The organism is Amycolatopsis sp. cg13 (assembly GCF_041346965.1).
Taxonomy (GTDB): domain Bacteria; phylum Actinomycetota; class Actinomycetes; order Mycobacteriales; family Pseudonocardiaceae; genus Amycolatopsis.
Genome location: NZ_CP166848.1, coordinates 8581090 through 8600853 on the forward strand (window position 1 = coordinate 8581090; position 19764 = coordinate 8600853).

The following is a 19764-nucleotide window of genomic DNA, read 5'->3' on the forward strand; positions in this document are numbered from 1 at the left end:
CGCGCGGGAACGAGGAGCACACCATGACCGAGCAGATCACCGCGATCACCCGATTCACCGTCGCCGACGAGGCTGACGCCGAAGCGTTCGCCTCGCGCTTCGCGGAACAGGCGGCCGGGATCGTGACCGCAGCCGGATGCCTTGGCAACTTCTTCGCGCGGTCGGCGCGCGACCCGAGGACGTTCGCCAATGTCGGCTGGTGGGCGAGCGCGGGCGACCACCTCGCCGTCGTGCGCGGCGAGGAATTCCAGAGCCACGTCGCCGTGCTGGCCGGGCTCGCGAAAGCCGAGCCGGACCAGTTCGCCGCGACCGGCGTGGGCACCTTCGACGGCCCGGAGCCCGTGCGAGGCGCCGGGGAAGCCGTCGCCGTACTGGCGCTTACCCGGTTCACGCTGCACAGCGCCGGTCATGAGGGCGGCTTCCGCGAAGCGTTCGAGGAGCACGCCGCGACGGTCCGCACCCGCGACGGATTCCTCGGGCACACCCTGCTGCGCTCGACGATCGATCCGCTGCGCTACGTGAACCTCGGCTGGTGGAACTCGCCCGCCGAGTACCTGGCCGTGCTGCGCACCCCCGAGTTCGCCGCGGACTCCGAGCGCATGGCCGGGTTCGCCGAGGGCAAGGGCGACCTCTTCGTGCGCGCGGACTCCTGAGGATCCGCCCGTCCACGCACGCTCGAGGCCGGTTTTGGGGGCGCTGGAGACCGCTTGACGCCCAACACCGTTACCGTTAGCGTACGTCGTAACCAATGCGTACATCGTTATCAGGAGGTGAGAAGATGCCAGGGCTGGCCATTCAGGCGGAGGGGCTCGTCAAATCGTTCGGCGAGACCCGCGCTTTGCGCGGCCTCGACCTCGAGGTTCCCGAAGGGACGATCTTCGGGCTGCTCGGGCCGAACGGCTCGGGCAAAACGACCGCGGTGCGGGTGTTCTCCACGCTGCTGCGACCCGACGCGGGCGTCGCCAAGGTGGCCGGCCGGGACGTGGTGCGAGACGGCGCGGGCGTGCGGAAGCTGATCTCGCTGACCGGCCAGAACGCTGCGGTCGACGAGCGGATCCCGGGCCGGTCGAACCTGATCATGTTCGGCAGGCTGCGCAACCTGTCGGCTTCCCGGGCCAAGGCGCGCGCCGACGAACTGCTGGAGCGCTTCTCCCTGCAGGAGGCCGGGGGGCGGCTGGTCAAGACCTACTCCGGCGGCATGCGGCGCAGGCTCGACCTCGCGGTGAGCCTCATCGTCACGCCCGCGGTGATGTACCTCGACGAGCCCACCACGGGCCTCGACCCGGTCAGCCGGTCGCAGCTGTGGGACGACATCCGGCAGCTGACGGAGTCGGGCACGACCGTGCTGCTGACCACGCAGTACCTCGACGAGGCCGACCAGCTCGCCGACCGGATCGCCGTGCTCAAGGAGGGCCGGGTGGTCAGCGAGGGGACCCCGGCCGAGCTCAAGCGCGAGACCGGGCCTTCGCGGCTGGACGTCGTGGTGTCCGACAAGTCCTATCTCTCCGCCGCGGAGACCGCGCTGCGGTCGATGTCCGCCGACGACGAGGTGGCGGTCGACCCCGGCACGCTGACGTTGACCACGGTGGCGGGCGCCGGTTTCACCACGCTCGCCGCGGCCGTGCGCGCGCTCGAATCGGCCAAGGTCGACGTCGTGGACCTCAGCCTGCGCCCGCCGACGCTCGACGAGGTGTTCCTGCACCTCGTGCACCCCGACCAGCCATCCGAAACCGAGGCAGCATGAGCACCGCCCACGCCCCGTCCCCGCCCCTGACCCCGCTCCCGGAGTCGTGGATGGCCCGGCCGCGGCCCACCGCGATGCTGCGGGACGCCTGGATCCTGATCCGGCGGGACCTCGCCCATCTGCGCTACGAGCCGGGCGGCCTGCTCGCCGAGCTCATCTGGCCGGTGATCATGATCCTGATCTTCGGCTACGTGCTCGGGTCCGCCATCGCCATCCCCGGCGGCGGGAACTACCGCGACTACCTCCTGCCCGGCCTGTTCGTGCTGAACCAGGTGTTCACCCTCAGCATCATCGCGGGCGGGGTCGCGAACGACGCCGAAGCCGGCGTCACCGACCGGTTCCGCTCGCTGCCGATGTCGCCCATGGCGGTGCCGCTCGGCATCACCGGCGCGGACATCGTGAAAAGCATGCTGGGACTGGCGATCACGACCGGGCTCGGCCTGCTCGTGGGATTCCGCATCCACGACGGGGCCGCCAACGCCGCGCTCGCGTTCGTGCTGCTGATCCTGTTCCGCTACGCCATCAGCTGGATCGGCACGTTCCTCGGGCTGCTCGTTTCCCCGACGACGGCGGACTTCCTGTTCCCGCTCACGTTCCCGTTCGCCATGATCGCCAACATGTTCGTGCCCACCGCCGGTTTCCCGGCGTGGCTGCGGGTGGTCGCGGACTGGAATCCGGTGAGCTCGGCGGTCGCGGCGACCCGGAAGCTGTTCGGCAGTCCCGGGGCCGCGGACGCGACGGCGTGGCCGCTGGCCCATCCGGTGCTGGTCACGTTCGGCTGGATCGTGCTGATCCTCGCCGTGTTCATGCCGCTGGCCTGCTGGCGCTACCGCACCACGACTCGCTGACCGCGCAGACCCGCGGACCGCACGAGAGGAGGGGCGCACCCGATGAACGCCGTCGACCTCGCCCGGCTCCAGTTCGCGCTCACGGCAGGGTTCCACTTCCTGTTCGTCGCGCTGACGCTGGGCTTGGCTCCGCTGCTGTGTTTCCTTCAGACCAGGTGGGTGATCACCGGGAAACGCGAACACCGTGCCGCGACCCGGTTCTGGGGCAGGCTGTACGTGGCCAACTACGGGATCGGGATCGTGACCGGGCTGGTGATGGAGTTCCAGTTCGGGCTGAACTGGGGCGGGGTCACGGCGTACGCGGGCAACGTCTTCGGCGCGCCCATGGCGCTCGAGGCGATCGTCGCGTTCTTCCTCGAGTCCACGTTCCTCGGGATGTGGCTCTTCGGATGGGACCGCATCCCGAAGTGGGCGCACCTCGCGCTGATCTACCTGGTCACGCTCACCGCGTACGCTTCGGCGCTGTTCATCATGGTTGCCAACGGTTTCCTGCAGCATCCCGTCGGCGGCGAGGTGCGGGACGGGGTGTTCCGGCTCACCGATTTCGGTGCGCTGATGACCAACCGCGAAGCCCTCGACGGACTCGGCCACCTGGTGGCCGCAGCCTTGCTGACCGGCGCGCTGTTCATGGCGGGCATCAGTGCGTGGCACCTGGCGCGGCGCACCCCGCAGCGGGAGTTTTTCCTTTCGTCGCTGCGGATCGGGGCGGTCGTGGCCCCGGTCGCCGCGCTCGTCACCGTCGCCGGCGGGTTCGTGCAGACCGACTACCTGAAGATCGACCAGCCCGCGAAGATCGGGCAGGCGCTGGAGGACCAGGCGTCGCTGGCGGCCGCGCACGGGCAGCCGCTTCCGCCGGCGTGGATCTCGGGTCCGACGCAGATCATGGTGATCCTCGGGTTCCTCCTGGTGCTGCTGTCGCTGTACGCGCTGATCGTCACGCTGATTTCCCGGGGCAAGCGGGCGCGGTTCTTGTTGCGCCCGCTCACCTGGGTGATCCCGCTGCCGTTCCTGCTCACCCTCTGCGGCTGGGTGCTGCGCGAGGTGGGGCGGCAGCCGTGGACGGTCTACGGACTCCTGCGCACGGACCAGGCCGCCTCGGCGGTGCACGAGGGCTCCGTGGTCGCGTCGTTCGCCGTGTTCGGCCTGCTGCTGGCCGCGCTCGGGGTGGCCGACTACCTGGTGATCCGCCGGTTTTCCCGGCGCTGGGACGACATTCCGGAGCTGGTCCGCGAGCAGACGGCGGCGCCGGCGGTTCCGCTCGAGGCGGGAAGGGTCCTCTGATGGCACAAGGGTTGCTGCTGGCCGCGGTCGGGCTTTTCTTGACCGGATACCTGATTCTCGACGGGTCGGCGTTCGGCGTCGGAGCGGTGCGGCTGCGCACCGGCGGCGGCGAGACCGAGCGGCGGCTTTCGCTCAACGCGGTGGGGCCGTACTTCCTCGGCCACGAGGTGTGGGTCGTGGCCGCCGTCGGGCTGCTCATCGGTGCGTTCCCGGAACTCGAAGCGGCGGTGTTCACCGGGTATTTCCCGGTGTTCGTGGTGCTCGTCGGCGCGTTCGTGCTGCGGGACGGCGGGATGTGGTTGCGCAGCCGCAGGGAGAGCGCGGGTTCGCGGCGGTTCTGGGACCGGGCGATCGCGGTGGCGAGCGTGGTGCTCGCACTCAGCTGGGGGCTCGTGCTCGGCAATCTCGCCGAGGGCGTGCCGAGCGGCGGGCACCCCGCCGCGGCGTTCAGCCCGTACGCCCTGTTGTGCGCGCTGGCCTTCGGGTGCCTCGTGGTGGTGCACGGCGCGGCGTTCCTCGCGATGCGGGTGCGCGGAGAGCAGTCCGTGCGCGCGGCGGCGCTCGCGCGACGGCTGGTGCTGCCCGCGGCGGGGTTGCTGGTATTGGTGCTGGCGTTCGGATTCCTGGCCGCGGATGTCGCCGCGCCGGTGGTCGCGGCAGTGCTGGTGGCGCTGGCCGTCGTGGCGTTGGCCGTGGCCGCGCGGTTCCTCGGCAGGGGAGTGCACGGCCCGGCGTTCGCCGCCACGGCTTGCGCGGTCGGGCTGCCGGTGCTCGCGGTCGGAGCTGGGCAGAGTCCGGTGCTGGTCGGGCTGGCGGCCGCGCCGGAGAGCTTGGCGGTGCTCGGGGTGTTCCTCGCGTGCGCGCTGCCGGTGATGCTGCTGGGGCAGGTCTGGCTGTGGCGGGCGTTCGCCGGGCCGATGGTGCCGGCCGCACCGCTGTATTTCTGATGGGCGACCGGACTGCGGCCCGGCTCGCGCGCTTGCCGGGGACGCGGCGGCTGACCGCGGTGTCCGCGGGCACCGGCGCGGCGGCGGCCGGTCTCGTGGTGGCGCAGGCGGAGCTCCTCGCGCTCGTGCTGACCGGGCCGAGCGCGGCGAATGTCGTCGCGCTGGCCGGTGTGCTCGGTGCGGGGGCGGCGTTGAGCTGGATCCGCGGGCGGCTCGTCACGTCGGCGGCCGCGACCGTCACGGGCGCGGTACGGGCCCGGCTCGCGGACGCGATCAGCGGCCTGGGCCCGGTCCGCCTGCGCGCCGAGCGCGGCGGCGAGCTCGCGACGCTGGCCGGCCCCGGTTTGGACGGCCTTGACACGTACCTCACCGAGTATCTGCCCCAGCGCGTGCCCGCCGTACTGGTGCCGCTGGCCGTGCTGGCCGCGGTCGTCGCGGCTGATCCCTTGTCGGCGGTGGCGATCGCGCTGACGTTGCCGCTGATCCCCGTGTTCGGCGCGCTCGCGGGGTGGTACACCCGCAGCGCGGCGGCCGGGCAGTGGGGCAAGCTCGCCGAACTGGGCGGGCATTTCCTCGACGTGGTGCGCGGGTTGCCGACGCTGCGGGCGTTCGGCCGGTCGGGCCACCAGATCGGCGTCGTCGAGCGCACCGCCGAGGCCTACCGCGGCGCGACCATGCGGACGTTGCGGATCGCTTTTCTTTCCGGTCTCGCCTTGGACTTGGTGACCACGTTGTCCGTCGCCCTGGTCGCGGTGCCGATCGGATTCCGCCTGCTGGACGGCACGCTCGGTCTCCGGACCGGCCTTCTGGTGCTGCTGCTGGCCCCCGAAGCCTACAAACCCTTGCGCGACTTGGGTTCGGCTTTCCACGCGGCCGCCGCCGGCCGCGCCGCCGCGGACCGGGCTTTCGCGGTGATCGACGAGGCCGGGCCCCAGACTTCTGCTCCGGTTGCCGAGGACCAGTCGCTGCCTTCCGGCGCCGGGCGGGCTGTCTCAAGCGAAGTGCTGATCCGGCTCTCCGGTGCCGAAGTGCGCTTTCCCGGGGCAGCCGACCCGGTGCTCCGGGACGTCGAACTGTGCGTGCGACCGGGCGAACGGATCGCGCTGGTCGGCCCGAGCGGAGCGGGCAAGAGCAGCCTCCTCGCGGTGTTGCTCGGCTTCCTGCCCGCGACCGGTTCGGTGCACCTCGGCGGCACCCCGCTCGACGATCTGCTGGCCGATCCCGCAGCCCTCGCCGCGTGGCACTCTCGCCTCGCCTGGGTCGGCCAGCGCCCCCACCTCTTCGCAGGCACCATCGCGGACAACATCGCCCTCGGCGACCCGGCCGCCACCCCGGACCGCGTCCGCGCTGCCGCGCGCGCCGCCTGTGCGGACGATTTCATCGACGCTCTGCCTGATGGTTACGCGACTCTCTTGGGTGAGCGCGGCGTTGGTCTGTCTGTCGGTCAGCGCCAGCGCGTGGCCCTCGCTCGGGCGTTTCTCGTCGATGCGCCGTTATTGCTTCTCGACGAGCCTACCGCCGGTCTCGATGCCGGGAGCGAGCTTGCCGTCGCCACCGCGACTCGTCGTTTGATGGCTGGTCGTACCGTCGTGTTGGCCACTCATCGGCCCGCGCTTCTGTCCGATGTGGACCGGGTTTTCCGGGTCGCGGACGGGCGAGTCTGGGCTGATGCTGGGGCGGGGGTGCCTGCCGGATGAGCACTCTGCGCGCCGCCTGTGCGGATGATTTCATCGACGCCCTGCCTGATGGCTATGCGAATCTCTTGGGTGAGCGCGGTGTCGGTCTGTCGGCCGGTCAGCGTGTCGCCCGCGCCCGGGCGTTTCTCGTCGTGCTGGCCACTCATCGTCCCGCGCTTCTGTCCGATGTGGACCGGGTTTTCCGGGTCGCGGACGGGCGAGTCTGGGCGGATGCCGAGGCGGGGGTGCCAGCCGGATGATCACCTTGCGCGCCGCCTGTGCGGATGATTTCATCGACGCCCTGCCTGATGGCTATGCGAATCTCTTGGGTGAGCGCGGTGTCGGTCTGTCGGCCGGTCAGCGTGTCGCCCTCGCCTGGGCGTCTCTCGTCATGCTGGCCACTCATCGCCCCGCGCTTCTGTCCGATGTGGACCGGATCCTCCAGGTCGCGGACGGGCGAGTCCGCGCCGACGCTGAGGCGGGAGAGTCAGCCGGATGAGCACTCTCCTCCGCACCGTGCTGCGCTGGGCCGGCGGACGTGCGCTGCGCGGGCTCGCGCTGGCCGCCGCGGCGGGAGCGGCGAGCGAACTGGCCAGCGTGGGGTTGATGGCGACCGCGACGTGGCTCATCGTGCGGGCTGCCCAGCAGCCGCCGGTCGCGGCGTTGGGGTTGGCGATCGTCGGGGTGCGGGCATTCGCGTTGTCGCGCGGGTCTTTCCGGTACGTCGAGCGGCTGAGCGGGCACCACGCGGCGCTGTCGGTGCTGGTGCGGCTGCGGCGAAAAGTGTTCGAGGCATTGGAGCGCGGAGCGCCGAATCGGTTGCGCAGCGGGGATTCCCTCTCCCGGATGGTGTCCGATGTGGACGCTATACAGGACCTGCTGCTGAGGTCGCTGGCTCCGTTCGCGGTGGTGGTCGTCGTCGGAACCGGAGTGGTGATCGCGGGCCTGGTGCTCCATCCGGTGGCGGGGGCGGTGCTCGCGGGCGGGCTGGCAGCTGCCGTGATGGTGGTGCCGGCGCTCGCCTGCCTGAGGCTGCGCCAGTTGCTGCCCCGCGTCGCACGGGCGCAGGCGGACCTTGGCGACTGCTACCTCGACCTCGCCGAAGGAGCCGCCGAGCTCGCCGTCTACGGTGCCCGCGGCCGCGCCGAGCAGGCAGCTCGTGCCACGGCCCGGAACTTGGCCGAGCTGACCAAAAAGGGTGCGCGCGTGGTGCAAACCGCGACGGCCGCGGTGGCGCTGGTGCAGGCAGTCACGACCCTCGTCGTCTTGCTGGTCAGTGGGTCCGCGGTCCTCACGCTCACCGCGCTGACCGTGTTCGCGATCGCCGCTCCGCTGCCCTCCGGGGCGAGGCATCTGGCCGGGGCGGCCGCGCCGGTGCACCGGATCGAGGAACTCCTCGCTGCCCGCGCCGCGTTCAGCGAGCCTGAGCATCCGCGGGCCGTTCCGGAAGCGGTTGCCGTGGAACTGACCGGGATCCGCGTCCGTTACGACGAGGACCGCGTGCCCGCGCTCGACGGGTTCGATCTGCGGGTGGAGCCCGGCAAACGCGTCGCCCTCGTCGGGGCGAGCGGGTCGGGCAAGAGCACCGTGCTCGCGGTCCTCTCCCGGTTGGCGGAACCCGACGCTGGCCGCTACCTCCTGAACGGCCACGACGTGCGCGAGTACGCGACCGTCGACGTCCGTGCCCGCATCACCGGCGCCGCGCAGGACGCGTACGTCTTCCACGCCTCTCTGCGCGACAACCTCGCCCTCGCCCGGCCCGCGGCGACGGACTCCGAACTCGAAGCCGCCGCTCGCCGGGCCCGGCTCGAACTGCCGGGCGGGCTAGACACTGTCGCCGGTCACGACGGCAGTCTGCTTTCGGGAGGGCAGCGGCAACGGCTTGTCCTCGCCCGTGCGCTGCTCGCCGACCCCGCGGTGCTGCTCCTCGACGAACCTGTCGAAGGCGTCGACCCGCCGACAGCCGCGCAGTTGCTTGCCGAAGCCCTCGACGCCACGCGCGGGCACGCGGTCGTGCTGGTCACGCACACACTGACCGGTCTCGACGCGGTCGACGAGATCGTGGTGCTCGACCAGGGCCGCTCCGTGCAACGCGGCACGCACGCCGAGCTTGTCGCGGAACCCGGCCCGTACCGGCGGTTGTGGGAGGCCGAGAACTTCGCGGCCGGCCCGAGCCGCGCACCGAGGCGACTCTAGGCGTGCCCGCCATGGTCAGTGCATGAGAGTCCTGTTGCTCAGCAGTCCTTCCGGCAGTCACCTGCTTCCGATGATCCCGGTCGCCTGGGCGCTTCGCGCCGCGGGACACGAAGTCCTCGTCGTCGGCCGCCCGAACGTCGCGGACACCGCGACCCGCGCCGGCCTGTCGGTGAAGACGATCGGCGACGAGTTCGACGGCAACGCCATCTGGGCGGAACTCCTGCCGCCCGGCCAGCGTCCCATCGAGGCGTTCGGCCGCGGCGGCGAGGACTCCGGCGGCGAGGCGACGCGCGCGTGGTCGTTCCTCGCCGATCAGGTGGTGGACGAACAGATCGAGTTCGCCAGGGGGTGGGCTCCCGACCTGATCGTCGCCGACCCGTTCGAGCTCAGCGCGCTGCTCGTCGGCGGGGTGCTCGGCGTGCCCGTGGTGCAACACCGCTGGGGCGTCGACGTGATGGGCGCGTCCGCGCTCGTGTCCGGCCGCCGGTTCCTCGCCGGAACCTGCGCTCGCCTCGGCCTCGACGCGCTGCCCGATCCGGCGCTCGTCATCGACCCCTGCCCGCCCTCGCTGCAGACCGAAGCCGCAGCCGGCGGCAAAGCGATCCGTTACGTGCCCTTCAACGGCGCCGCCCGCGACGTCGACATCTGGCCTGAACACACGTCGGGCCCGAAGGTCATCGCGACCTTCGGCTGGCACGCGCTGGCGCTCAACAGCCACCGGCTGCTGCGTTCGGTGCTGGACGCCGCGGCCGGCCTCCCCGCGGTGACCTTCGCGATGACGCTGGGGGAGAAGTACCGCGAAGAACTCGGCGAGATCCCGGCCAACGTCGTGCTCATCGACCCGACTCCGCTGCATCTCGTCGTCGGCGACTGCGCCGCGGTGGTGCATCAGGGCGGCTCCGGCACCGGCCTCACCGCGCTGGCGCACGCCGTGCCGCAGGTCGTGCTCCCCGGCTACATGGAGGAATTCGACTACGGCGACGTTCTCGCCGAAGCCGGCGCCGGCGTTACCCTCGACACGGCCGAGGGGCAGAACGATCCGGAGACCGTGCGGGCTGCGCTGGTCAAAGTGCTCGAGGACGACGGCTACCGCGAACAAGCCCGGCAGCTGCGCGCCGAGATCGAGCGCACCCCGGCGCCGGCGGCCGTGGTGGCCGAACTCGAAGCGCTCGCCGCGCGGTAGGGCCGGCTCGCGCGCGAAGCACCCGTCGTCCCGAGCCGCGGCAAACCCGACATAGGGCCTGAATGGGATAAATATGTGCCCCTATTGGTGAATAGTGCGGTTCTCCTCGAACGGCTGATATGATCGTTTGAGATTCGCGATTTCACCGTCTGGGGGCGGCAGAGATGGAATTCAATTGCTGTAGAAAAAATACTCGCCGGACGCCGTGCGGCAGATGGTGACTAACGTGAATGGGGTACGCGTACTCGTCGGCAACGCCAGTCGGCTCATGCTCGAACTACTGGCGGGTACGTTGTGCGCCGCGGACGGGTTCACCGTGGTCGGAGTCGCCTCCGGTCCGGCGTCGGTGCTGCCCGCGATCAGGCACTACACGCCCGGGGTGGTGATCATCGGGGCGAGGGGCGGCGCCGCGACCGGTCTCACGTTGACCGAGCGGGTCGCGGCCGAGGCTCCGTGGTGCAAGGTCGTGGTGGTGACCGTGAGCCTGGAGGAGGCGCTGCGGGACCAGGAAGCGCTGCGGGACCGGGCGATCGAGAGGGGTGCCACCGCGGTCATTTCGATGGAACACTCGCTGTCGCAGCTGATCCACGTCGTCCAGGGCGCCGCGGGGGTCGGGCGGGTGCGCGCGGGGGCGGACCCGGTGGGGTCGCTGGCCCGTGCGGAACTGACGAAACGGGAGCAGGACATCCTCCGTCTCACGTGGACGGGTGCGTCGGTGAAGGAGGTGGCCCGGGAGTTGTGCCTGGCTCCGGGCACGGTGCGGAACCTGACTTCGGGATGCATGCGCAAGCTGGACGCGCGCAATCGGTTCGAAGCGGCCCGCATTGCCATGGAACGACATTATTTGTGAACTGCTCCATTCGTGCGGAGAAGGTAATCCGGTACTGCCCGGGCGGAGTCCGGCGGGCGGATTGAAGGCGTGGGTCGAAATAGCGTTTTCGATCCACGCCTTCGACGTCAGGTGCGCATTTTCCGGCTCAAGGAAACGTCGACGCGCTCTCCACCGCCGCGGCCGACGCTGATCGCCACGGCATCGGTGATCGGGAGGACGGCATGCGCATTCTGTTCGTGACATGGTCGGCGCCAGGGCATTTCAACCCCATGGTGCCGCTCGCGAGGGCCTGCCTCGCGGTCGGGCACGAGGTGCGGGTCGCGGGGCCTCCGTCGTGCCGGAACCCGATCGTCTCCGCGGGGCTGCCCGCGGTGGTGTGCGGGGAGGACGTGGATCTTTCCGCCATTCCGACCGACGGCCGGCTGCGCGCGTGGGACGAACCGGAGTCGTGGCCGATGGGCTGGCCGCAGCGGCCCGGGCTGCTCGGGCCGGCGCAGACGGACGCACTGGACTGCGCGGCCGACCGCCAGGTCGTGGTCGCCGAGGCGATGCTGCCCCAGCTGATCGCCTTCGGCCGCTGGTGGGGCGCGGACCTCGTGGTGGCCGACCCGCTCACGTTCGCCGGCCCGGTCGCGGCTGCCGCGCTCGGCGTGCCGCTGGTGTCGCACGGCTGGGAGATCGGCACGGTGCTGCACGCGGAGCGCGCCGGGCGCGGTGTGCACTACCGCGAGGGGTACGCGCAGCTGTTCCGCAGCCGCGGCCTCGAGCCGCAGCCCGCTTCGAGGGTGCTCGTCGACCCGTGCCCGCCCAGCCTCGTCGCGGGAGGCGAAGGCGTGGTGCGCCGGGTGCCGATCCGCCATCAGTCCTACACCGGGTCCGGGGCTGTCCCGTCGTGGCTCGTGGAACCGCGGGAGCGCAGGCGGATCTGCCTCACCGGCGGGATCGCGACCGGCAAGATCGACGGCGGCCAGGCCAAGCGCGTGCTCGCCGACCTGATCGAACTGACCGGTGACCTCGACGCGGAAATCCTGCTCGCCGGAGAACAGGGCACGACGGCCGAGCCGCTGCCGCCGCGGGTGCGCGAGATCGGGCTCGTGCCGTTTTCGCTGCTGCTGCCTTCGTGCGACGCGGTCGTGCACCACGGCGGGACCGGCACCGCGTTGTGCGCGGTGGCCGCCGGAGTTCCGCAGGTCGTGGTGCCGCGCTCGCCGATCTACGGCGAGGTGGGCCACCAGATCGCGGCCGCCGGTGCGGGCCGGGTGCTGCCGGCCGGCGCGGAGCGCGCGGCGCTGACCTCGGCGATCGAGGAGGTGCTCACGGATTCGCGCTATCCCAAGGCGCTCGCGGGGTTGCGGCGCGAGATCGAGGACGCCCCGACGCCCGCGGCGGTGGCCGAGCGGCTGCCTGAAGTCGCCGAAGCGGCGGCCGGCGCGCGGGTCGGCGAACCCGTTTGAGGCCGGCTCCACCCAGCCTGGTGTCACTCCGCTTAGCGTACGCGGTATCGGAACGCGTACAACGTACACAGATCGGTGAGGTATGGACAACGCAGCTCTGACTTCCCGCCGGGCCGGTGCCGGCCCGGTCCGCTCCGGGCGGGTCGCGTGACGCCCCCGGTGCTCGCGGCGCTCGGCGGCCCGCCGGCGTTCCGCGAGCCGGTGCACGTCGGCAGGCCGAACGTGCTCGACCCCGACCGCGTCCTCGAACTCATCCGCGGTGCGCTGGACAGCCGGTGGCTGACCAACTTCGGCCCGCTCGTGCGCGAGTTCGAGCAGCGGGTCGCCGAACTGGCGGGCGCGCGCTACTGCGTGGCCACGACCAGCGCGACGTCCGGCCTCCAGGCGCTGCTCACGGCATCGGAGCTCACCGGCGAGGTCATCGTGCCCTCCTTCACCTACGTCGCCACCGTGCACGTGCTGCGGCTGGCCGGGCTGACGCCGGTGTTCTGCGACATCGACGAGGACACGCACAACCTCGACCCGCGCGAGGTCGAACGGCTGGTCACGCCGCGCACGTCCGCGATCCTCGGCGTGCACGTGTGGGGCCGCCAATGCGCGGTCGACGAACTGGCGAAGATCGCCGACCGGCACGGCCTCAAGCTGTTCTACGACGCCGCGCACGCCTTCGACTGCGGTTACCGCGACCGCGGGATCGGCGGATACGGAAACGCGGCGGTGTTCAGTTTTCACGCGACGAAGTTCGTCAACGCCTTCGAGGGCGGCGCCGTCGTGACCGACGACGAGGAGCTCGCGGCGCGCGTCCGGGCCACGCATTTCTTCGGCTTCGACGCCGAGAACCGCGTGATCGGGCTCGGCATCAACGCCAAGATGACCGAGGCGTCCGGTGCGATGGGGCTGACGTCGATCGAAGGGCTGCCGACGTTGCGCGCGGTGAACCGCGAGCGCTTCGGGTGCTACACCGAGGACCTGGCCGAGGTGCCGGGCGTGCGGCTGATCGTGCCGGGGCCGGGGGAGTATTCGAGCCACCATTTCGTGGTCGTCGAAGTCGATCCGGCGTCCGGTCTCGACCGGGATCTGATGGCGAAAGCGTTGCGGGCGGAGAACGTGCTGGTGCGCAAGCACTTCGATCCGCCGTGCCATCGGCTGGAGCCCTACGCGCACCAGCGCGTGCGGCGTCCGCTGCCCGCTACGGAGCGCCTGAGTTCGCGGGTGATGCAGCTGCCGACCGGGCTCGGGATCAGCGCGGAGGGCGTGCACCGGCTGTGCGAGCTGATCGCGGCGCTCGTCGAGCACGCGCCGCGAGTGCGGGCGCGGCTGGCCGGGTGAGGCTGGGATTACATCGTTCCGTCGTGCGTGCAGCGTTACTCTTGCGTACAGTGTTACCTGTCAAGGTTGCCCTGCGGCGAGAAGGAGACGCACGATGGAAAGCCAGGTGCGGGCCAAGTCAGGCCTGCTCCATGCGGCGATGGGGCTCTCGGTGTGGCTGTACCGCCGCAGCGGCGGCGCGATCGGCGGAGTGCTCGGCGGCGCACCCATCCTGTTGCTGACCACCACCGGACGCAAGACGGGCCGCACCCGGACTCGCCCGGTGGTCTACACCGAGGACGACGGCAGGCTGGTGGTCGTCGCCGCCCGCGGCGGCGACGACCATCACCCCGCCTGGTGGCTGAACCTCCGCGCGACCGGCCGCGCTTCCGTCCAGGTCGGCAAAGACCGCTTCGACGTCAAGGCTCGCGAAGCCGTCGGCGAAGAACGCGACCGGCTGTGGGAAAAGCTGGTGGCGGTGTATCCGCCGTACGCCGAGTACGCGGACAAGACCAGCCGCCGGATGCCGGTCGTGGTTCTCGAGCGCAGTTGATCTCTGGTGATGCGCTTCTGCCGGCTGGACGCTCCCTAGTGGACAGTCGGCCGTTGTCAGGATTCGGCCGGTCGACGGCACGTCTCGCCGATCCGTCCACACTGGACAGAAGTCCCGGCCCAGCCCGCCGCGGGAATGCGAGAGTGTCCGAGCCGGGCCGGGAAGTGTTGTGCGGCAACGGCATGCCGGCCGCCGGGGGGCGGGACTGGCAGGCCGGTGCCGCGGGTTCAGGCGAGGTCGTCGCGCCGGACGGCGCGGCTTTGGACCTGCCATTCCCCTTCGGAAGTGCGGACGAGGACGTCGTCGCAGGTGGTGCTCATCAGGACGGTCGTCTGGCCGCCGCGCGGCGTTTCGAGGATCTGGGCGTAGGAGCGGACCCGGTAGCCGCCCTCGGTGCGGGGTTCGGCGGCGAGCATGCCGAGCCAGTGGCGGCGCTGCACGCCGCGCTCGGCCAGTGCGGCGTGCGCCTTGCGGGCGCCGTCCGCGATCGCGGAGCGGCCGACGAACGGGGCCGGGTGCGCGTTCGCGCCGAACGATCCGTCCTCGGTGAACGTGGCGGCCCACTCGTCGACCTTGCCGTCGTCGAGCAGGTGCATCTGGCGGGAGTAGAAATTCTGGATCGACGGGTATTCGGTCCCGGGGTCCTGCTGGGTCGGCATCGCGGTCCTCTCCTGCGCACTGGTCGATGTGCTCCGGCGTGATGCTCCGGACGCCGCTTAGAGCGCCGCTGGAGCGCGGATACAGGAGTCGAGCCGACCTGTGCCGCGCCTCAAGCCGCGCCCCGCACCCTTCCCGGTGTGCCGTCCGCCGTTTCCCGCGGCGGCACTGGACGCGGAGAAGGGGCATCGATGGAGAACACCGGACACGCCGCTCTGGTCACCGGCGGGACCAGCGGCATCGGCCTGGCGGTGGTGGAGGAGCTCGCCGGGCGCGGGATTCCCGCCTTCCTGTGCGGGCGCACCGCCGGCAACGTCGAAAAAACTGTTCGCGCGCTTCAGGAAAAAGGACTGCCGGTCGCCGGGCGCACCGCTGACGTGCGCTCGCGCGAGTCGGTGGAAGAGCTGGTCGCCGCGGCGACCGCGGAGTTCGGCCCGATCTCGGTGCTGGTGAACAACGCGGGCCGCAGCGGCGGCGGCGTCACCGCGGAGATCTCCGACGAGCTGTGGAACGACGTCATCGACACCAACCTCAACAGCGTGTTCCTGCTGACGCGGGCCGTCCTCTCGAAGGGCGGCATGCGCGAGCTTCCCTCCGGCCGGATCATCAACATCGCCTCGACCGGCGGCAAACAGGGCGTGCCGCTGGGCGCGCCGTACTCGGCGGCGAAGAGCGGCGTCATCGGCTTCACCAAGGCACTGGGCAAGGAGCTGGCCCCGACCGGCATCACGGTCAACGCCGTCTGCCCTGGTTACGTGGAAACCCCCATGGCGCAACGGGTTCGCGAAGGCTACGCGGCGGTGTGGGGCGTCACCGAAGACGAGGTGCTCAGCCGTTTCCAGGCGAAGATCCCGCTCGGGCGCTACAGCACGCCCGCCGAGGTCGCGGGGATGGTCGGCTACCTCGTGAGCGATTCCGCCGCTTCGGTGACCGCGCAGGCGATGAACGTCTGCGGCGGTCTCGGCAACTTCTGAAACCCGCAACCCACCGAGGGACGACCCGATGCCTACGCAGCAGCTGCGCACCACCACCCATCACATCGAGATAGCCGCGCCCGCCGACACGGTCTACGGCCTGCTCGCCGACGCCACCCGGTGGCCGGTGTACTTCCGGCCCAACGTCCACGTCGAGCGCCTCGAAGGCACCGACCGTACCGAGCGCCTCCAGATGTGGGCGACCGCGGGCGGCCAGGTCAAGAACTGGATCTCCCGGCGCGATCTCGATCCGGTCAAGCGCACGATCGGCTTCCGCCAGGAGGTGTTCAAGCCGCCGGTCGCGGCGATGCTCGGCGAGTGGCAGGTCGAAGCCACCGGCGCCGCCGCGAGCGCGCTCACGCTCCGGCACGAGTTCGCGGCCGTCGACGACGATCCGGACGACTTCGCCTGGCTCACCGACGTCACTAACCGCAACAGCACCACGGAATTGGCCAACGTCAAGGCACTGGCCGAACGCGGCGACCGGCTGGGGGAGCTGGTGTTCTCCTTTGCCGACGAGGTCACGGTCAACGGTTCCGGCGAGGACGTCTACGAATTCCTCTACCGGGCAGACGAATGGCCGCGGCGCCTGCCGCACGTGTCGCGGTTGGACCTCACCGAGGACCCCGACGGAGTCCAGACCATGATCATGGACACCCGTACCAAGGACGGCTCCACGCACACCACCGAGTCCATCCGGGTCTGTTTCGGCCCCGATCGGATCGTCTACAAGCAGACCGTGGTGCCCGCCTTGATGAACGCGCACACCGGAGAGTGGACCGTCGTCCCGGACGGCGACGGGGTGCGGGTGATCTCGCGCCACACCGTGGAGGTCAAGGAAAGCGCGATCGCGTCCGTGCTGGGCGCCGACGCCAGCGTCGAGACGGCGCGGTCGTTTCTGCGCAAGGCGCTGGGAGGCAACAGCAGCGCGACCCTCGCCCTCGCCAAGGAATTCGCCGAGGGCCGCCGTGGCTGAGCCGTTCGTCGCCGTCGGCCCGCCGCTGCCGCCCGAATGCCCGGACGGCCAGGCGGGCGGCCTGCTCGCCGAGGCAGCGAGACGATGGCCGGACCGTCCGGCCATCGTCGCGGGCGATCGCACGGCGACCTTCGCCGAGCTGGACGCCGCCGCCGACCGGTTTTCCCGCTGCCTGGGCGACCGGCTCGGTTCCGCCGGGGCCGCGGTCGCCGTCACGTCCTCTTTGGACATTGACTTCGCCGTCGCCTATTACGGCGTGCTGCGCAGTGGAAACGTCGTCGCCCCGCTCAACCCGTTGCTGCCGCCGCCGGTGATCGCGCACAACCTCGCTTCAGTGTCGGCGCGGCTCGCGGTGGTGACTCCGGAGGTCGCGGAGCGCATAGCTCAGGTCCGTACGCAGTTGCCGGACCTCGAGGATGTGCTGCCGCTCAGCGACGTCGCGACGTTCGACGGCGAGTCCGCCGCGGCCGAGATCGCCGCTGACGCGCCCGCGTGCCTGCTGTTCACCAGCGGCACCACTGGCGCGCCGAAGGCGGTGCGGCTCTCGCACCGCAACATCACGGTCAACGCGGCGCAGGTCCGTCAGGCGCACCAGCTCGGGCCGGACGCGGTGTGCGTGGTGAACCTGCCCACCTACCACCCGATGCACCTCAACCCGGCGCTGCTGGCCGGTGCCACGCAGATCCTGTGCCCACGCCCATTCGGAGCTGTCGAGCTTGCGATTCGGTACGGGGCGACGCATTTCTACAGCATGCCGGCCTGGCTGACCCGGCTGGCCGCGACGGACACCAATACGGCCGTCCCGTCCTTGCGGATGATCGCGTCGGGGGGATCGGCATTGCCGGCTGACGCGGCCGAAACGCTGACCGCGCGCTTCGGCACGCCGGTCTTCCAAGGCTACGGTCTCGCCGAAACGTCCCCGCTCACACATTCCGACCGGCCGGACGCGCCGGTCACCGGATCCGTCGGATTTCCGGTCGCGGGAACGGAATGCGACGTCGTCGACCCCGACACGGGTGCGCGGCTGGCGGCAGGCGAGGCGGGCGAGGTCCGCGTGCGCGGACCGCAGGTGATGCTCGGCTATCACGGCCGGCCCGACGGGGAGCACCTCGAAGCGGGCGGCTGGTTCCGGACCGGCGACATCGGGCGCATTTCCGAAGACGGCAGGCTCGTCCTCGTCGACCGGATCAAGGATGTGTTCAAACGCGACAACTGGCTGGTCTCCCCGTCGGCGATCGAGCGGCGGCTGCGCGCCCACGCCGAGGTGGAGGACTGCGTGGTCGTCGACGTCGCGGACCGGGTGGCGGGCGCGGTCGCGGCGGCGTTCGTGGTGTTGCGGGCGCCGGCGGCCGAGGCTGACCTCATCGCGTTCGCCAACCGGGAAGCCCCGGCATACGAGCATCTCGAGTTCGTCGAGGTGCTCACCGAGATCCCACGATCGGCCAACGGAAAGGTTCAGCGCAAGGAGCTGCGTGCCGAAATGGCACGGCGGCGCGGCACGGCATCGCGCCGCGGCGCGCTGACCGGGGAGGGGAAACCGTGAGCACACCCGCCGTTCTCGTCGTCGGCGCGGGTCCGACCGGGCTCACCCTGACCCACGAACTCGCCCGCCGCGGCGTTTCCGTCCGGCTGGTCGACGCCGCCGACGGCCCGGCCGTCACGAGCCGCGCGCTCGCGACCCACGCCCGGACGCTGGAGGTGTTCGACCAGATGGGCGTGGCCGAACGGCTGCTGCCGCGCGGTTGCCGGGTCGAGCATTTCACGCTGCATCAGCGGGGCCGCGAACTCATTCGCTTCGACACCAACTACGACCGCCTGCCGACCCGGTTCCCGTTCACGCTGATGGTCGACCAGGCCGTGACGGAACAGGTCCTGCGCGAACGCGTGGCCGAGCTCGGCGTGGAGGTGGAATGGGGCGTCGAGTTGACCGGGCTGACGCGCCGCGAGGACCGCGTCGACGTCCGGCTGCGCGCCGGTGGCGTGGAAAGCGAGCTGAGTGTGCCGTGGCTCGTCGGCACCGACGGCGGGCACAGCACTGTGCGCAAGGAGCTTGGCCTGAAGCTCCACGGCGACCAGTCGCAGACGTGGCTGATCGCCGATGCCGAGGTCGAGTGTTCCCTTCCGCAGAACAGTATCCATTGGCTCGACACCGGCGCCGGAACGGTGATGCTGGTGCCCTTCCCCGAACCGGGCAAGTGGCGGCTGCTGGACACGGCGGACATCGGCGGCGACGCGGACCGCGTGGTCGACCGGTTCACCGGGAAGATTTCGCGCGCGATCGGCGAGCGAGTCGTGATCCGGCCGCCGAGCTGGGTTTCGGTGTTCACCATCCAGCAGCGCATGATCGAAGCGATGGGCCGGGGGCGGTGCCTGCTCGCCGGCGACGCCGCCCACGTGCACAGCCCGGCGTCCGGGCAAGGCATGAACACCGGCATTCAGGACGCCTACAACCTCGGCTGGAAACTGGCCGCGGTCGTGACCGGCGAGGCGGGCCCCGAACTGCTGCGTTCCTACGACGACGAGCGGATGCCGGTCGGGCGCAAGCTCCTCGGTTCGACGCGCACGGCCACCGCGCTGGTGGCGCTGCGCAGCGCGGCGATGTCCACCCTCATGCCGGTCGGTCTCGCGGCCCTGCGCAGGCTCACGCCGGCGAAACGCAGGCTGGAGCACAAGATCATGAGCGGCATGTCGGGCCTGTCACTGTCCTATCCGGACAGTGTGCTGAGCGGGCCGGACGGCTGCACCCGGGCGGGGTGGGCGCCGTCCGACTGCGCCGATCCCGCCGCGCTCGCGAGCCTGCTTCGAACGCCGGGCTGGACACTGTGGACGGTGCCGGGCGATTCGGCCGACTGGCCCGCCGCGGTCGCCGCGATCGAAGGCGCGGTGCCCGGCCCGCTGTCGCCGATTTCGCTTGGCAGCGGGGGAGAGGTGCCCGATCCGGACGGCGCGCTCGCCGCGCGGCTCGGCCTCGGACCGGGATCGTGGCTCGTGGTGCGGCCCGACGGGTACCGCTGGGCCTCGGGAACGGGCCCGGAAGCACTGCGGGCGGCGGCCGCGCGCTGGCCGTTCCCCGCCGCCGACGCGATCGTGACGGAATCCGGCTGAGGCCGGCCCGCCAACCTGGGCTCGCGCCGC

19 protein-coding genes are annotated in these 19764 nt (G+C 71.1%); 18 read left to right on the forward strand and 1 reads right to left on the reverse strand.

Annotated features, from left to right (window positions below):
* Window positions 1-23: 23 nt before the first annotated feature.
* The 14 genes from AB5I40_RS40180 to AB5I40_RS40245 all read left to right on the forward strand — a co-directional run bounded on the left by AB5I40_RS40180 (window position 24) and on the right by AB5I40_RS40245 (window position 14022).
* Window positions 24-653, forward strand: a complete 630-nt coding sequence (locus AB5I40_RS40180; RefSeq protein WP_370935374.1) for an antibiotic biosynthesis monooxygenase — start codon at window positions 24-26, stop codon at window positions 651-653.
* 125 nt (window positions 654-778) lie between these two features.
* The gene (locus AB5I40_RS40185) at window positions 779-1744 is read left to right on the forward strand and encodes an ATP-binding cassette domain-containing protein (RefSeq protein ID WP_370935375.1); all 966 of its coding nucleotides are present in this window, start codon (window positions 779-781) and stop codon (window positions 1742-1744) included.
* Window positions 1741-2592 carry an ABC transporter permease gene (locus tag AB5I40_RS40190; RefSeq protein ID WP_370935376.1) on the forward strand — a complete coding sequence of 284 codons (852 nt, stop codon included), beginning with the start codon at window positions 1741-1743 and terminating at the stop codon, window positions 2590-2592. Before AB5I40_RS40185 ends, AB5I40_RS40190 begins: the two co-directional genes overlap by 4 nt.
* 42 nt (window positions 2593-2634) lie before the next feature.
* A complete protein-coding gene (locus AB5I40_RS40195; protein ID WP_370935377.1) occupies window positions 2635-3873 on the forward strand; it encodes a cytochrome ubiquinol oxidase subunit I in 1239 nt (412 codons plus the stop codon).
* Complete coding sequence (locus AB5I40_RS40200; RefSeq protein WP_370935378.1) at window positions 3873-4820, forward strand: cytochrome d ubiquinol oxidase subunit II; 948 nt, start codon at window positions 3873-3875, stop codon at window positions 4818-4820. The genes AB5I40_RS40195 and AB5I40_RS40200 overlap by 1 nt, the downstream gene beginning before the upstream one ends.
* Window positions 4820-6517, forward strand: coding sequence for a thiol reductant ABC exporter subunit CydD (cydD, locus tag AB5I40_RS40205; RefSeq protein WP_370935379.1), 1698 nt, complete (start codon window positions 4820-4822; stop codon window positions 6515-6517). The genes AB5I40_RS40200 and cydD overlap by 1 nt, the downstream gene beginning before the upstream one ends.
* Window positions 6514-6756: a hypothetical protein gene (locus AB5I40_RS40210; RefSeq protein ID WP_370935380.1), complete on the forward strand. Its 243-nt coding sequence runs from the start codon at window positions 6514-6516 to the stop codon at window positions 6754-6756. The genes cydD and AB5I40_RS40210 overlap by 4 nt, the downstream gene beginning before the upstream one ends.
* Window positions 6753-6995: a hypothetical protein gene (locus AB5I40_RS40215; protein ID WP_370935381.1), complete on the forward strand. Its 243-nt coding sequence runs from the start codon at window positions 6753-6755 to the stop codon at window positions 6993-6995. The genes AB5I40_RS40210 and AB5I40_RS40215 overlap by 4 nt, the downstream gene beginning before the upstream one ends.
* A complete protein-coding gene (cydC, locus tag AB5I40_RS40220) occupies window positions 6992-8692 on the forward strand; it encodes a thiol reductant ABC exporter subunit CydC (RefSeq protein WP_370935383.1) in 1701 nt (566 codons plus the stop codon). The genes AB5I40_RS40215 and cydC overlap by 4 nt, the downstream gene beginning before the upstream one ends.
* A gap of 22 nt (window positions 8693-8714) precedes the next feature.
* Window positions 8715-9875, forward strand: a complete 1161-nt coding sequence (locus AB5I40_RS40225; RefSeq protein ID WP_370935384.1) for a nucleotide disphospho-sugar-binding domain-containing protein — start codon at window positions 8715-8717, stop codon at window positions 9873-9875.
* 226 nt (window positions 9876-10101) lie between these two features.
* Entirely contained in the window at window positions 10102-10725 is a 624-nt protein-coding gene (locus tag AB5I40_RS40230; protein ID WP_370935386.1) for a DNA-binding response regulator, read from the forward strand.
* 203 nt (window positions 10726-10928) lie between these two features.
* Window positions 10929-12161 (forward strand): glycosyltransferase, encoded by a 1233-nt coding sequence (locus tag AB5I40_RS40235; RefSeq protein ID WP_370935387.1) that lies wholly within the window; start codon window positions 10929-10931, stop codon window positions 12159-12161.
* A gap of 147 nt (window positions 12162-12308) precedes the next feature.
* Entirely contained in the window at window positions 12309-13490 is a 1182-nt protein-coding gene (locus AB5I40_RS40240) for an aminotransferase class I/II-fold pyridoxal phosphate-dependent enzyme (protein WP_370935389.1), read from the forward strand.
* A gap of 94 nt (window positions 13491-13584) precedes the next feature.
* Entirely contained in the window at window positions 13585-14022 is a 438-nt protein-coding gene (locus AB5I40_RS40245) for a nitroreductase/quinone reductase family protein (protein WP_370935391.1), read from the forward strand.
* Window positions 14023-14249: 227 nt separating this feature from the next.
* Here the strand turns inward: AB5I40_RS40245 and AB5I40_RS40250 are convergent, their stop codons facing one another.
* Window positions 14250-14681, reverse strand: coding sequence for a nuclear transport factor 2 family protein (locus AB5I40_RS40250; RefSeq protein WP_370935392.1), 432 nt, complete (start codon window positions 14679-14681; stop codon window positions 14250-14252).
* A 189-nt stretch (window positions 14682-14870) separates the two neighbouring features.
* Between AB5I40_RS40250 and AB5I40_RS40255 the strand changes: the two genes are divergently transcribed.
* Genes AB5I40_RS40255 through AB5I40_RS40270 form a run of 4 tightly spaced genes read left to right on the forward strand, consistent with a single transcriptional unit; the run spans window position 14871 to window position 19734 of the window.
* Complete coding sequence (locus AB5I40_RS40255; RefSeq protein WP_370935393.1) at window positions 14871-15653, forward strand: SDR family NAD(P)-dependent oxidoreductase; 783 nt, start codon at window positions 14871-14873, stop codon at window positions 15651-15653.
* Between the two features lie 28 nt (window positions 15654-15681).
* Entirely contained in the window at window positions 15682-16629 is a 948-nt protein-coding gene (locus tag AB5I40_RS40260) for an aromatase/cyclase (RefSeq protein WP_370935394.1), read from the forward strand.
* Window positions 16622-18172, forward strand: coding sequence for a class I adenylate-forming enzyme family protein (locus AB5I40_RS40265; protein ID WP_370935396.1), 1551 nt, complete (start codon window positions 16622-16624; stop codon window positions 18170-18172). The genes AB5I40_RS40260 and AB5I40_RS40265 overlap by 8 nt, the downstream gene beginning before the upstream one ends.
* Window positions 18169-19734, forward strand: coding sequence for an FAD-dependent monooxygenase (locus AB5I40_RS40270; RefSeq protein WP_370935398.1), 1566 nt, complete (start codon window positions 18169-18171; stop codon window positions 19732-19734). The genes AB5I40_RS40265 and AB5I40_RS40270 overlap by 4 nt, the downstream gene beginning before the upstream one ends.
* Window positions 19735-19764 lie beyond the last annotated feature (30 nt).